This is a genomic window from Flavivirga eckloniae, assembly GCF_002886045.1.
GTDB lineage: Bacteria > Bacteroidota > Bacteroidia > Flavobacteriales > Flavobacteriaceae > Flavivirga > Flavivirga eckloniae.
This window is the reverse complement of record NZ_CP025791.1, coordinates 2,593,843-2,607,789: the sequence shown is the minus strand read 5'-3', so window position 1 is coordinate 2,607,789 and position 13,947 is coordinate 2,593,843. Positions and strand designations below refer to the sequence as shown.

The following is a 13,947-nucleotide window of genomic DNA, read 5'->3' as shown; positions in this document are numbered from 1 at the left end:
GATGTAAGTATGAAATTTATTAGGCGTTAAAAGTAGAAGTCAAAAATTGACAATATTAGAAATAGTCAAAGTATTTTATTGTCGTTGCAGAAAATGGTTTACATACCTTATTATCAATAACCATACGCAAATAAATATCATGATTTGCTAGTGACACAAAATCATCAGCTTTAAAGATTGGGTACATTTCTTTTTCAAAATATTTAGCACACGAATGAGATACCCTAAATACAATAATATTACCTACGTTACCGAGTACGGCATTTCTAATATCAGAATCTAAAGCAGTTATATATTGTGTAGCCATTGTAACCGTAATTGCATATTTCCGAATCTCCGAAAGAAGATTAATTATCGACTTGTTCGTGTAATTTTGAAATTCATCAAGATAGATATGAAAAATGGTTCGTTGTGATTCTGGAATTGTAGAGCGACTAAACCCTGCATTCATTATTGAGGTGAGGAGGAGTGAAGAAATCATGTGTGATACTTCACTTCCTAATTCCCCCTTGTTTACATTAATGAGCAGAATCTTGTTTGAATCCATGATAGAACGAAAAGAAATATCAACAGGATTTTCAACTAATAATTTCTTAATGCTCGGATGGGCTAGAAAACTCATCACTTTATTTAGAACACTTGTTAAATCTGTTTTTGAATATTTAGGGATATTCATGCGTCCAGAAAGATTTCACATCATCACTTACAATATTATGCATACAACGGTTTCTAAATTCTTTGTCATTTAAGAGTTTAGGTATATCAGCAAAAGTACTATTTGGTTGGTCTAAAAGGCTAAGGATAGTAAATCGCAATACATATTCAAGTCGATTCCCCCAGGAGGCTCTATAAATAGTTTTAAACGATTCCAATATTCCACTTGCAACTAAACTTCGCTTGTTATACGAAACTCGTTTAAAGGGGTTATATCGATACTGTAAATTGTTATTCGGTATATCGAGATAAATAACATCCTTAAGACGATATGGCGGTAAGTATTGGAGTATATTTGGAATGAGGTCATTGTGAATATCAAAAACACAAAAGCCTCTTTTATGGATAGCATCTTGATAGCAGAGATTTTTAATTACGTTAGATTTTCCTGTACCAGTCTTGCCATAAATTGCTGTATGGAATTTTAACGCATCTTTTTGTAAACCAAAGAGTTTTCCGTCACTTCTAAAATTTGTTTTTGCGAAATATGAAATATCTTTTTTCGGGAAGCGAAGCATATTTCTAAACTAAACGTATATAACATTTAATAATAGGTGGTAAAAATGGACTTTATCATCACAGATAATGGTTTCGTCCTTAAATAGTATGGTCTTATCATTTCCCTATTGTCATCTTTATCTGTCATCGTAATTTTCATGTTTTTTAACTTAAAACATAAACAATTATGAATAATTTTATCTATTATCCTTCTTGGAACGTAATGTACATTGTGTACGGAATTTTTGCCTTTTTACTACTTAGATTAATTTTTAGTAAAACTCTTAAAAGCTATCATTCCAAATGGAATACCCTTATTGATAATTTTGAATATTCACCAAAAGAGTTTTATTCACGTTTAAAAACAGAACTAGAATCACATGGTATTACCAAAATCAAAATTGAAGAGGTATATATTAAGGAAGGAGGCGTAATGTCTCATTCACGCATTTATTTACGAGCAACTTGGAAAGATTATCAATACGATATATGTGGAGCAAAATTCGGAAAAGGTTTCTTTATTTCTTGGTGGTTACTGTATAAAGACTCTATTGTAAAAATACTGATTTCAAAGATTCCTTTTTTTGGAACATGGCTAGCACAAAAGCTATATCCCATTACATATTTCCGTATAGATTCTGCCAGTATGTTTATGACCTATGCTCAATCATCGGTACTCAAGGTTATAGATGATATTACCAAAAACAAAGGAGTACGAGCCTTGACCGAAAGTGAACGCAAACCAATGTTAGGAGATATATTCAAACGGTAATAATGAGCCTTACCGCAAGTGAACAAGCAACACTCTATTTCTATGAATGGGAGTATTGGAATCGTGGTTATAACCATTTCGATACTCCCATTGATATAGAACCTCCATATCTTCCCTTTCAGCACAGAACATACACTAATCCAGTTATTGATGATGGGCGTGTACCAGCTCTTTTTACGAGTATTAAAAAACTAATTGTTCCGCAACAAAAAGAAGAAAAGCAAGAAAACGAAAGCCTTAGCCTTGAACCAAACTTTTTACAATTTAATGAGCAACCTACATTAGTAGGTTTTTCAATTTCCTTTCATCAAGGACAAGAAATTATCCCACTGAGAAATATTGAGTTCCTTAATATGTTGTCTTTTACGGCACATCTCGTTTCATTTGAAATCGTTGGTACTGAGGATAACATAACTATACAAATAGTCTGTAGTGATGTTGATGGTAAACGTATACAATCACATCTCAAGGCATATTTTCCTAATATCATAATACGAGATTGTGATGCTGAAGATTTTGGCTTTAACCTTGATAAAAATATAGCCATAGCAGATTTTGGTGTTCATGATGAATTCATGCGTTCCATTCATACAAGCGAATCGTTTTCAATTGACCCACTTACCTCAATTATTGCAACATTAGATTCATTAGAACAAGGAGACATTACGGTATTTCAAGTTCTATTCAAGGGTATTACTTCTCCATTAGCCAAAGATATTACGAATGCAGTGAGTGATGGTGGTGGAGGTTCGTTTTTTTCTGATGCTCCAGAAATGCCGAAATGTGCAGAGGACAAAATATCTGCTCCGTTGTTTTCAGTAGTTATGCGAATTGGAGTGCAAGGAGTTAATGATAATCGAAGCCATTATTTGGCAACAGAACTATCTCGTAGTATCACCAGTATCTCACAATCTAAATACAATAAACTGATTCCTTTATCGAATGAGGGGTATGCTTATGATTTCCATGAATACAATCTTCGTAACAGGTTAAGCAATCGCTTAGGGTTTATTCTGAATAGTAAAGAGTTGAACACCTTTGTTCACTATCCGAATAGAACAGTTGTGAGTGATAAGCTTGGATTGGATAACATAAAGACCAAACAACAATCTAAAGCATCACAGAATGGAATCCATATTGGAACGAATGTTCATCTAGAACAAGAGTTCCCCGTGCATTTAGACACCGAATCAAGATTATCACATACTCATATTATTGGAGCAACAGGAGTTGGTAAATCGACTCTAATAGCAAATATGATGTTAGCCGACATTGAACAAAAACGTGGCTGTGCTATTTTTGATCCTCATGGTGATATTTGTGATGATATATTACAACGAATTCCGGAACATCGAAAAGATGATGTTGTAATTATTGACCCATCAGATAGCGAATACCCTATTGGTTTTAATCTCTTAGAAGCTCATACCGAACCAGAAAAGATTGTTTTAAGCTCTGATTTGGTTTCAGCATTTAAACGTCATGCAACTGCTTGGGGTGATAATATGACGGCTGTTTTACAAAATGCAGTGAATACTGTATTAGAAAGCTCTAAAGGAGGAACTATCATTGAACTTAAACGATTCCTAATCGAAGAATCATTTAGAGATGAATATCTCACATCAGTTGATGACCCATCACTACACTATTATTGGCAAAATGAATATCCAATGGTACGTAAAGGTATCGCTCCCCTATTAACTCGTATAGACACCTTTTTACGACCGAAACTCGTGAGGTATATGTTAGCTCAAAAGCAAGGAGTTGATATTTCACAGTGTTTGGCAGAGAGCAAGATTGTATTACTCAAACTATCGCAAGGGCTTATTGGCGAACACAATAGCTATTTACTTGGCTCTCTATTCTTGGCAAAGTTCAACCAAGCCGCATTATCACGCCAAGGACAAAATAAAGACGAACGTACACCGTACATACTGTATTTGGATGAGTTTCAGAACTTCATTACTCCAAGTATTGAAAAGATTTTAAGCGGTACGAGAAAATATGGTTTAGGATTAACTATCGCTCATCAGGAGCTTGGACAAATTCAAGATTTGTCATTATTAAACTCGGTAATCTCTAACCCTAAAATACGCATTTGTTTTAGATTGGGAGATAGTGATGCAAAACGATTGGAATCTGGTTTTTCATATTTTGAACAAACAGATTTACAGAGTTTGGAACGAGGAGAGACCATTATGCGTATCGGTTCTAGTAGTAATGATTTTAATCTTTTGACTAATCCACTACAAAAAACAAATACTGATTACTCCCAAACTATTATTACATCTGTTCGCAAAGAATATGGGACACCAAAAAAGCAAGTAGAAGACTTGTTGGTTTCAATGCTCCCCTCTTTAAAAACAACTTCTTATAAAAAGAAACCCCCGATTAAAGAGAAATTAATAATACCAAATGAAACCATTAATGAGGTTCCCGAGCAAAAACCTAAAAGTTTACCAAGTGCTATTCCTGATGACGTTAAAGACAAACTCTTCAAGGAAGAAAATGAGTCTTTAGAAATACGAACACATACATATCTACAATCAATGATTAAAAAATTAGGACAAGATAGAAATTACATAGCTACAACAGAATATCCAACTAAAGATGGTGGACGCATAGATATCGTATTAGAAAAAGACGGTTTGAAAATTGGTTTTGAAATTTCAGAAACCAATAAACCTGCATACGAGGTTAAAAACATAAAAAAATGTTTGAAAGCAGGATGTATTCCTGTTGTTATGGTTTCAAAAAACAAAAAACATCTAAATGTTATCGAAAAATTGGCTACTAAGGAATTATCAACCAAAGACAAAACATTGGTTCAATTTATTCAGCCCGATATGATTCCAAAGATTTTAGATGCATTTGTTATTCAACCTCAAAAACAAGAAGAAATTGTAAAGGGATTTAGAATAGTAACAGAATTTGAAAATGAAGAAAGTACTCAAATTAAGAATATTAAATCACGTCTTACGAAGCTATTTAAAAAGAAAAAATAAAATTCAGTATTTAATTTCATCAGGTTTAATAATAGGGTTACTTTAGAGATAAAACACTATAAATATGAATGTTGCGATTTTCGTTAGAGTTAGCACTCTGGACCAAAAAAATAACACTGATTCTGTAGAAACCCATATTGAGCGAGGTAAACTATATGCAAAATCCAAAGAATGGAATGTTGTCAAAATATATAATCTTGCAGGGGTCTCTGGTAAAAGCACTATCAATCATCTACAAACAAAACAGATGTTTGATGATATTAGGTCTAGCAAAGTCGAAGGTATTATTATTAGCTCTTTAAGTCGTTTAGCTCGAAATACTTCCGAGCTCCTTGAGTATAGTAAATTCTTCGAAGACCATAATGCTAGCCTAATTTCTATAAATGAATCACTTGACACTTCAACCAGTGGTGGAAAATTCTTTTATACATTATTGAGTGCCCTTTCAACCTATGAACGTGAAATTACCTATGAAAGACAAATGGCAAGTCTAAATTATAGAAGGAAGCAAGGCAAATTTACTGGTGGCATGGTGAGTTATGGGTATAAGATTGTTGATTCCGAAGTAGTTATTAATGAAGAAGAAGCCCCTGTTAGACGATTGATATATGATTTGTTTTTAGAACACCAACGCATGTCTACCGTTGCAAACGAATTAAATAAGAGAGGTTATATTACTAGAAAAAATAGGCCTTGGTCTGATACCACTATTAGAAGATTATTAAAGAATACAGATGCAAAAGGAATTAGAAAATGTAATTATCAAGGACAACGGTCAAAAGACAATCCATCTGGATTAAAAGCGCAAACCGAATGGCAACATCTTCCTTGCCCAGCCTTAATATCTGAAAAGAAATGGGATGAAGTAAATGCCATTATTCGAGACCAAGAAAAAGGGAGTAAACAAAGGCAACCTTTAAACAAAAGGGTACATCTATTTACAGGTTACATTAAATGCAATAAAGGGCATAAAATGATTATCCAATCTAAGAGCAAAAGATACACGTGTAAGCATTGCAAATTTGGTATTGATAAAGATGATTTAGAAGATGTCTTTTTAGGTCGAATAAAACGGTTTTTAATTTCGGATGAAGAACTTTCAGAATACAACACTTCAAATTCTCATGAGATACAAATGAAACACGATGAAATAGAATTTGTAGAAATTGAATTAAGTAAACTTGAACAAAAGTTAGAAAGTTTAATTGACTTAAATACTCAAGGTCAAATACCTACTAAAGGTTTCAAAAAACACTATGAACCAATTTTCGTTAGAAAAGAAAGTCTTGAAGTCACTATTAAAGACTTAAAAAAAGAATTGGAACTCTTAGAAGAAGCTAAAATATCCTTTGATGTAATCGCTAACAAATCCATCGGTTTTTATAATAATTGGGAGCATTTGGATAGAGGCGAAAAGCGTTATATCGTAGAGTCTATAACTAATGAAATCATATTTGACAATAAAACTATAAAATTCAAACTCAAACAAATCGCTCCGCTCTCTTCTTTAGAATTAAACCCAAATGGTCAACAACGTAGCACAATATTGTTGCTTGGGGTAAAACGGCTCAAATAATCGAGAAATATGTCACTAAAGGTAAAGAGGTTGCTATTGAAGGTAAATTGACTTCTCGTAGTTATGATGATAAAAATGGTAACAAACGATATGTAACTGAGATAATAGTTAATGAGTTACTTATGCTTGGGAAATAAAAGAGTATTTTTAAAACTATAATTCGGCACTAAATCCAATTTGCTGTCGAATTATAGTTTTTAAATATGTACCTAAAAGATATAAATCATCATAACAAAAAATTAAAACTCTTCTTAAGGATGAAAGAAAACAAAACTTTTGAATTGCCTGAAAATCAAAAAATAGAAATAGATAGACGATTATCCAGAATGGAAAAAGGTGAAACCAAATTTTACACTTGGGAACAAGTTGAACAAAAGCTCAAACAAGCTTTATGATTTATAAAGTTTTAGTTTCTGACGAAGCTATCTTTAATATTTGTCATATAAGAAGTTACTTATCGCTAATTTTAAGAATATATCTAAGAACAATGTTTAAAACCAAACAACAAGAATAATATAGAATCCGTTCGATTACCTACATTTTTTCGAATAATGGCAAAAGCTTTGCTCATTTGGTTTTCAACAGTTCTAAATGAAACATTTAAGTATTCTGCTATTTCTCCATAAGTTAACCCTTCTTGCTTTCCTAAAAGGAAGACTTTTTTACATTTAGGAGGTAAATTTTGTATTTCTTCCTTTACTAGACCAATCAATCTTGTGAGTTCGCTAGCATCTTCTTCCACAATATCAGTAAGTGCTTTTATATATTCACTTTCTACTGCAATCAGTTTGTTTCTCTTTCTATACTGATCTATAAATTCATTATAAACAGACTGGTATAAATAACTTTTAACTGAGTGAGTCCCCTTTAATCTATGTCTATGTTCCCAAATCCTTAAAAACACATTTTGTACAATATCTTCTGATACATAAACATCCCTGGAAAGACTATTAGCGTAAGTACAAAGTTTTTGGTAAAAGGCGTCCATTAAATAAGTATAGGCACTCTCATCGCCTTTTCTTAAACGCTCAACCAAATACGTATTGTTTGTATAATCCTTAAACATTATGACCCAATAATACTGATTTTAAAATCATTACAGATTAAATAAATATTATTTTTTAATAAAAAAATTAATAAAAATGTGGGTGGTAAAGATTGGGAAACGTAATATAACTAAAGAGTCTAATAAAAATGAATCAAAATATAGAAAAAATAATTGTTAAGTTTTTAATGAATGCCATTACCATTGAAGAACTTGAGGTCTTAACAGAATGGCTAAAAAAACCTGACAATAAGAAGTTTTTCAAAACTTATGTGAAGACAAACTATGCAATGGATGTTAGCATGAAACAATTTGATACCGAAAATGCAAAAAAAGAATATCTGCGTAAAATAAGACGAGACAAAAGTATTTTTCATAGGTATAAATTAAACAAAGTTTTAAAATATGCTGCCGTGTTTATAGGCGTGATGATTTCAGTATATATGTTTAGAGATACTATTTTTGGTAATCAAACAGAAGACACTCCAACCATTGTAAATACCACTATTAAACCGGGTACTAATAAAGCAACCTTGACGCTAGAGGATGGTTCGGTGGTAACATTAGAAAAAGGAAATTCGTATCAAACACAAAACGCCAATAGTAACGGGGAAAAAATAGTTTATAAGGCTGGAGAACAAAGCGCCGTAGAAATTGCTTATAATTATTTGACGGTTCCCAGAGGTGGAAAATTTCATATTACGCTATCTGATGGAACTGAAGTATGGTTAAACTCAGAGTCTCAATTAAAATACCCTGTATCATTTGTTGATGAAGTTACACGTGAAGTTGAATTAGTTTATGGAGAAGCCTATTTTAATGTGTCTCCAAGTACAGAACATAAAGGCTCAAAATTTAAGGTACTTAATCAAGCTCAGGAAATTGAGGTATTAGGTACAGAGTTTAATATTAAAGCATATAAAAATGAAGCCAATATATATACTACGTTGGTTGAAGGTAAAGTATCTGTTTCTACGAAACATACCAGTCGAATTTTAAAACCTAATCAACAAGCAAACCTTAATCTTAATGATAACACAATGGCCATAACGACTGTTAATGTCTATAATGAAATTTCATGGAAAGAAGGTGTTTTTAGCTTTCGTAGAAAACCACTTGGAGATATTATGAAAGTATTATCTCGCTGGTATGATATGGACGTAGAATTTGTTAACCCAGAACTCAAAAAAGAAGGGTTTAATGGCGTTTTAGGTAGAGACCAAAACATAGAAGATATACTAATAATTATTAAAAACTTTGGAATTATTGAAGATTACGAAATTATAGATAAAAAGATCATATTGAAATAAAAATAAAAAAGGGAGCGAAGTTAAACATTTTGCGGTGAATCAACTTCGTCCCTCGAGATTGTATCAATTAAACCAATGTATAACTAACACCATGTAAATTTATGAAAATTAAATTAACCAAAGCGCGTTCACTCGTTCGAAAACGATTGCTATTTATTATTATGAGAACACTTATATTCTTATTATGTACAACTGTTTTTAGTTTTACTACTAAAACTTCTTTCTCTCAAGAAAAAGTAACAATTGATACTGATAAAGAGGTGCCAGTAGATGAGGTATTTAATATAATACGAGATCAAACAAAATATCGTTTTTTATATCCTCAAGATTTGTTCGCTAATGCACCAAAAGTGCAATTGAAAAAGGGAGTCATTCAAATGTCAAAACTGTTAGAACAATGTTTTTCTGGCAGTAATGTTAAGTTCGAATTATCTAAAGATCACACCATTGTAATAAAGGAAAAACCTCCTCAACAGCTCATTAAAGGTGAAGTTAATGATGGAGGAGCTGGATTACCCTTACCGGGTGTAAGCATTTTAATAAAAGGAACGACCGTCGGAACATTTACCGATTTTGATGGTAAATACCAAATAAGGGCTAATCAGGGAGATGTCTTAGTGTTTTCTTTTCTTGGTTTTACAACTCAAGAAATAACAGTTACCGATATATCTCAAGCCATTAATGTTAACTTAAAAGCAACCATCGGGGTATTAGATGAAGTTATAGTAACTGCTCAAGGTATTAAAAAAGACAAAAAAGCTTTAGGATATGCCGTTACAACACTTGCTGGAAGAGATGTGGAGAACAAAGCAGAATCGGACGTTTCTAGATCACTAATAGGTAAAGTTGCGGGTGTACAGATAAATGTAGGCAGTGGTGCTACTGGATCTGAAGCAGAGATACGAATAAGGGACAACTTGTCTATCAATAACGGTAACAGTCCATTGATTGTGGTAGATAACGTGCCTTTTAATGGAGGCTTAATAGATATTAACCCTAACAATATTAAAACTGTAAGCGTTTTAAAAGGTTTAAATGCCTCTATATTATATGGTAGTGATGGCCGTAACGGTGTTATTTTAATTACTACTAAAAGTGGTAGTGCTAGTATAGGTGAAGAAAAGGTTTCCATCAATTTTTCACAAACTATGTATACAAATCAAGTAGCTAATCTTCCTGATTATCAAAACAAATTCGGTCAAGGTAATGATAATGCTTATGACGATACTTCCCTTAACAGCTGGGGGCCTGCCTTTTCAGAATTAGATTTGGTACCACACCCTTTGTCAAACAATCAGTCTTTTCCTGAGTTTGCAGATGTACAAATACCCTATCAAGCCGTTCCCAATAACGTAAAGGACTTTTTTGATACGGGAATTGGTACAGTTACCGCTTTAAACATTAGTTCTTCTCAAGAGAAAACAGCCTTCAATTTATCATTAGGATATACAGACGAAACGGGTATTATAGGAAATAATGATCTTAAACGATTTAATCTAGGCCTAGGTGGTTCTGTTCAAATAACAGACAAGTGGAACGTTTCAGCAACATTTAACTATACGGCTCGAGAGCGTAATTTTAACGGCGGGTTATTTGATGTATTACTGTTCTTACCTAGAAGTTTAGACTTACGTAGTTTGCCATTTGAAGACCCAGGAACTGGGGAAAATGTGTACTATAGAGACGAAGCAAACCCGCTTTGGACCATAGATAATGTAAACAATAACGATCGAGTAGTTAGATTGTTCTCTACGTTAAATACTAAATATGAGTTTAATAATAATTGGAGCGTAAACTACCGTATTGGTATTGATGCAGATGTATCGGATTCATTTGACACGACCAATAGAGGTGCTTTTGGTAATAATGAATCTGGACGTTTAAGCTTAAGTTATGATAGAGATGAGATTATCGATCAGTCATTAATTTTAAATACCAAATACCAGCTAACAAATAAATTAGGATTAGATGGTAAGTTAGGTCTAAATTCGAGAACGATAAATGTCCTTTCTAATTCTAGTGATTTTCAAGATCAAGATTTATTAGACTTTTTTAGACCAGATAATTTTAACACACAAACAGGAGACGCTTCTAGAGCAAGAGAAAACCTGTTAGGAGCATTTGCACAGTTAGATTTTAATTATGACCGTTTTTTGTTTTTATCGCTTTCCGGACGTAATGATTGGAGTTCTACCATAGAAAAGGAAAATCAATCCATATTTTACCCAGGAGTATCTGTATCATTCCTACCTACCTCTGCATTTAATTTTGATTCTAAGGTTGTAAATTATCTAAAACTAAGAGCTGCTTATGCAACATCGTCAGGATTTCCGGGCCGTTTTAGAACACGTGCTACGTTTAGATCTGAACCATTCGAGTTTATTACAGCAAACGGAGCAATACGATCTAATAGTGCATCAAGTACATTACCAAATTCAAATTTAAAACCTGAGTTACATAGAGAATTTGAGATCGGAATTGAAAGTAAACTATTCAACAATCGTGTTACCTTGCAAGCATCTGCCTATAAGCGTAGTTCTAAAGACCAAATCGTAACCAAAAGAATAGATGCTTCGGTTGGTTTTTCGCAAACGGTGACCAATATCGGGCGCGTTGATGGTGAAGGATTAGAGATAGAATTAGGTGTAGACATTATAAATAATGATAGGTTTAAATGGAACATGGCCAATGTATTTACGGCCTATACCACAGAAGTTGTTGAACTAAATGCCCCTATTAATTTAGGTAATGGTGGCAGGGCAATTGAAGGGCAGCCATTCGGAGTTTTTGAAGGTACCTATGCCGTAAGAGACAATCAAGGTAATTTTTTAATTAACCCTAATAATGGAGAGCTCATTGTAAGCAGCACTGCAGGATTAGATAATGAGGTTATTGGTGATCCAACACCAGATTGGAGACTTACAAACATTAACTCATTTAGCTATAAAAACTTCACACTTACTGCACAGCTAGAATACACACAAGGTGGTGACCAATTTTCTGGAACAGCTATTGACTTATTATCAGCAGGTGTTACAAAAGATACGGAAAACAGAGACGGTACTTTTACTATTCCAGGAGTTTACGGCGATATTGGTACAGGGCAACCTTTATTAGATACCAATGGCCAAACCATACCTAATAATGTTCAGTTAAATGCGAGTAGACTTGCATCTGGAAACTATTACGAAGCAGATGATCGCAAAATTTTTGATTCTACTTTATTTAGAATACGAGAAATAGCATTGTCCTATAATTTGGATGGAGCAAAATACAACCTTCCTTTTGATAATCTTGCGATTACGTTAAGCGGAAGAAATGTATTTTATAAAGCTCCCAACTACCCAAAGTATACCAACATAGATCCTGATGTTGGCGGAAGAACAACCTCAACACCGTCAACCAAAAGATATGCTCTTGGAGTGTCTGTTTCTTTTTAATCAAAAAAATAATACATATGAAAAAAATAACTATAATAATTTGTACACTGTTTAGCATATGTTTTGTGTCATGTGAAATAACAGATTTACAGTTACAGAATGACCCTAATAATATAACTCCTGTTTCCGCAAAACCCAACTTTATCTTAAATTATATACAGGTAAATTTTATCAATGGAATGGTTCAGTTCAGTACAAACACTGACGATACCATGCGCTATGAAGGATCCACTAGAAATTATGCCCGATTAGCCTTATCGAATGCTTTGGAAGGCGAATGGAATAATACATACAGAACCCTAGCAAATACTAAATTTATTGAAGACTTTGCCGAAAATGATGACAGCTATATTTTTCATAGAGGTATAGCAACCCTATTAAGCGCCTATCAAATGGCAACTTTGGTCGATTTTTTGGGAGATGTGCCATTTTCGCAAGCAATCAATCCCGATTTTTTAAACCCCATTGCAGATGATGATGCCACTATATATCCTAAGCTCATAGTACAAATAGATGCCGCTATTGCCGATTTTAATAATGCTACTCAAGCTCCGGAAACCGATTTATACTACGATGGAGATGCCAGCAAATGGATAAAAGCAGCAAATAGTTTGAAGTTAAAATTATTTGTAAATATGGGAGATACAGAGGCTATTAATGCATTACTGGCTGATGATAATTTGATCAGCAGTACAGCAGACGACTTCCAATTTCAATACTCAACAGTGGAAGATCCAGAAGACAGTAGACATACATATTTTGACCAAGCATATAGAAGTTCTGGCCCGTCTAGATCTATAGGAAATTATTTTATTTGGCTATTAAAAGATTCTAAAACAGTACGTGATCCAAGATTACGCTATTACTTATATAGACAAACTAATACAGATCCTGTTTTGCCTTGCTCAAGTAATCCGGCTTACGATTTTTGTTATTTAGGTGATTTTTATTGGGGAAGAGATCATGTAGATACTGGTGGAGGATCTAGCGATCGAACCATTAAAACGACCTGGGGATTATATCCAGCTGGGGGTGCTTTTGACGCAGACAATGGAGTAAAAGCAGTAGAGACTAATAATTTAGGTGGTGCAGGGATATTCCCTTTAATTCTTTCTTCATACGTGAATTTTTTAAAGGCCGAAGCCGCTTTATCTTTAAATACAAATGGTGATGCTCTTAACTACCTAGAAGCAGGAATACGAGAATCCATGGACAAAGTATTAAATTTTGGTTCATCTGTTGTTGTATCCAGTTTTGCTGCAACACAAGACGATGTAGACGCTTATGTAGATGAGGTCTTGCAAGAATACACCTCCGCCTCTAGTGATCAAGAACGATTGGACATTGTTTTACGAGAGTATTATTTGGCATCTTATGGTAATTCAATAGAAGCCTATAATGGATATAGAAGAACTGGTTTTCCATCGAACATACAAGTTCCCGTTGAAGATGAAGCCATCCCGTTTATAAGAACATGGCTTTTACCTGGTGAAGCTCTAGAAAGAAATACGTCATTGGTTCCACGACCAATTACAAATCAAGTTTTTTGGGATACACTTCCTGCTGGAGCCTTAAAATAATAATTAA

At 33.5% G+C, this 13,947-nt stretch carries 10 protein-coding genes and 1 pseudogene; 8 read left to right on the top strand and 3 right to left on the bottom strand.

Features of this window, described 5'->3' with window-relative positions; all coding sequences use genetic code 11:
- Positions 1–55: 55 nt before the first annotated feature.
- Positions 56–547, bottom strand: a complete 492-nt coding sequence (locus tag C1H87_RS10605; protein WP_158655186.1) for a TraM recognition domain-containing protein — start codon at positions 545–547, stop codon at positions 56–58.
- Positions 548–662: 115 nt separating this feature from the next.
- A complete protein-coding gene (locus C1H87_RS10600) occupies positions 663–1,232 on the bottom strand; it encodes a helicase HerA domain-containing protein (RefSeq protein WP_102755779.1) in 570 nt (189 codons plus the stop codon).
- Between the two features lie 167 nt (positions 1,233–1,399).
- Between C1H87_RS10600 and C1H87_RS10595 the strand changes: the two genes are divergently transcribed.
- The 5 genes and pseudogenes from C1H87_RS10595 to C1H87_RS10575 all read left to right on the top strand — a co-directional run bounded on the left by C1H87_RS10595 (position 1,400) and on the right by C1H87_RS10575 (position 6,960).
- Positions 1,400–1,984, top strand: coding sequence for a hypothetical protein (locus tag C1H87_RS10595; protein ID WP_102755778.1), 585 nt, complete (start codon positions 1,400–1,402; stop codon positions 1,982–1,984).
- 2 nt (positions 1,985–1,986) lie between these two features.
- The gene (locus tag C1H87_RS10590) at positions 1,987–4,989 is read left to right on the top strand and encodes a type IV secretory system conjugative DNA transfer family protein (protein WP_102755777.1); all 3,003 of its coding nucleotides are present in this window, start codon (positions 1,987–1,989) and stop codon (positions 4,987–4,989) included.
- Between the two features lie 64 nt (positions 4,990–5,053).
- On the top strand, positions 5,054–6,565 hold the full coding sequence (locus tag C1H87_RS10585) for a recombinase family protein (protein WP_102755776.1): 1,512 nt from the start codon (positions 5,054–5,056) through the stop codon (positions 6,563–6,565).
- Positions 6,529–6,702, top strand: a pseudogene (locus C1H87_RS10580) (single-stranded DNA-binding protein); the annotation flags it as partial. The gene C1H87_RS10585 and the pseudogene C1H87_RS10580, both read left to right, overlap by 37 nt.
- A 120-nt stretch (positions 6,703–6,822) precedes the next feature.
- Complete coding sequence (locus C1H87_RS10575) at positions 6,823–6,960, top strand: addiction module protein (RefSeq protein WP_158655185.1); 138 nt, start codon at positions 6,823–6,825, stop codon at positions 6,958–6,960.
- Between the two features lie 83 nt (positions 6,961–7,043).
- On the opposite strand, the gene C1H87_RS10570 is transcribed toward C1H87_RS10575, so the two are convergent.
- Positions 7,044–7,631, bottom strand: a complete 588-nt coding sequence (locus tag C1H87_RS10570) for an RNA polymerase sigma factor (protein ID WP_233783429.1) — start codon at positions 7,629–7,631, stop codon at positions 7,044–7,046.
- A 128-nt stretch (positions 7,632–7,759) separates the two neighbouring features.
- Here C1H87_RS10570 and C1H87_RS10565 point away from each other — a divergent pair, with 128 nt between their 5' ends.
- The 3 genes from C1H87_RS10565 to C1H87_RS10555 all read left to right on the top strand — a co-directional run bounded on the left by C1H87_RS10565 (position 7,760) and on the right by C1H87_RS10555 (position 13,940).
- Positions 7,760–8,920 carry a FecR family protein gene (locus tag C1H87_RS10565; protein ID WP_102755772.1) on the top strand — a complete coding sequence of 387 codons (1,161 nt, stop codon included), beginning with the start codon at positions 7,760–7,762 and terminating at the stop codon, positions 8,918–8,920.
- A gap of 101 nt (positions 8,921–9,021) precedes the next feature.
- Positions 9,022–12,360 (top strand): SusC/RagA family TonB-linked outer membrane protein, encoded by a 3,339-nt coding sequence (locus tag C1H87_RS10560; RefSeq protein ID WP_102755771.1) that lies wholly within the window; start codon positions 9,022–9,024, stop codon positions 12,358–12,360.
- A gap of 17 nt (positions 12,361–12,377) precedes the next feature.
- Complete coding sequence (locus tag C1H87_RS10555) at positions 12,378–13,940, top strand: SusD/RagB family nutrient-binding outer membrane lipoprotein (RefSeq protein ID WP_102755770.1); 1,563 nt, start codon at positions 12,378–12,380, stop codon at positions 13,938–13,940.
- The last annotated feature ends 7 nt before the right edge of the window (positions 13,941–13,947 follow it).

What these genes read in the sequence shown, in the direction of transcription:
- C1H87_RS10590 (WP_102755777.1), top strand. Translation starts at nt 1,987, where the DNA reads ATGAGCCTTACCGCAAGTGAACAAGCAACACTCTATTTCTATGAATGG.
- C1H87_RS10560 (WP_102755771.1), top strand. Translation starts at nt 9,022, where the DNA reads ATGAAAATTAAATTAACCAAAGCGCGTTCACTCGTTCGAAAACGATTG.
- C1H87_RS10565 (WP_102755772.1), top strand. Translation starts at nt 7,760, where the DNA reads ATGAATCAAAATATAGAAAAAATAATTGTTAAGTTTTTAATGAATGCC.
- C1H87_RS10600 (WP_102755779.1), bottom strand. Translation starts at nt 1,232, where the DNA reads ATGCTTCGCTTCCCGAAAAAAGATATTTCATATTTCGCAAAAACAAAT.
- C1H87_RS10555 (WP_102755770.1), top strand. Translation starts at nt 12,378, where the DNA reads ATGAAAAAAATAACTATAATAATTTGTACACTGTTTAGCATATGTTTT.
- C1H87_RS10605 (WP_158655186.1), bottom strand. Translation starts at nt 547, where the DNA reads ATGGATTCAAACAAGATTCTGCTCATTAATGTAAACAAGGGGGAATTA.
- C1H87_RS10570 (WP_233783429.1), bottom strand. Translation starts at nt 7,631, where the DNA reads ATGTTTAAGGATTATACAAACAATACGTATTTGGTTGAGCGTTTAAGA.
- C1H87_RS10575 (WP_158655185.1), top strand. Translation starts at nt 6,823, where the DNA reads ATGAAAGAAAACAAAACTTTTGAATTGCCTGAAAATCAAAAAATAGAA.
- C1H87_RS10585 (WP_102755776.1), top strand. Translation starts at nt 5,054, where the DNA reads ATGAATGTTGCGATTTTCGTTAGAGTTAGCACTCTGGACCAAAAAAAT.
- C1H87_RS10595 (WP_102755778.1), top strand. Translation starts at nt 1,400, where the DNA reads ATGAATAATTTTATCTATTATCCTTCTTGGAACGTAATGTACATTGTG.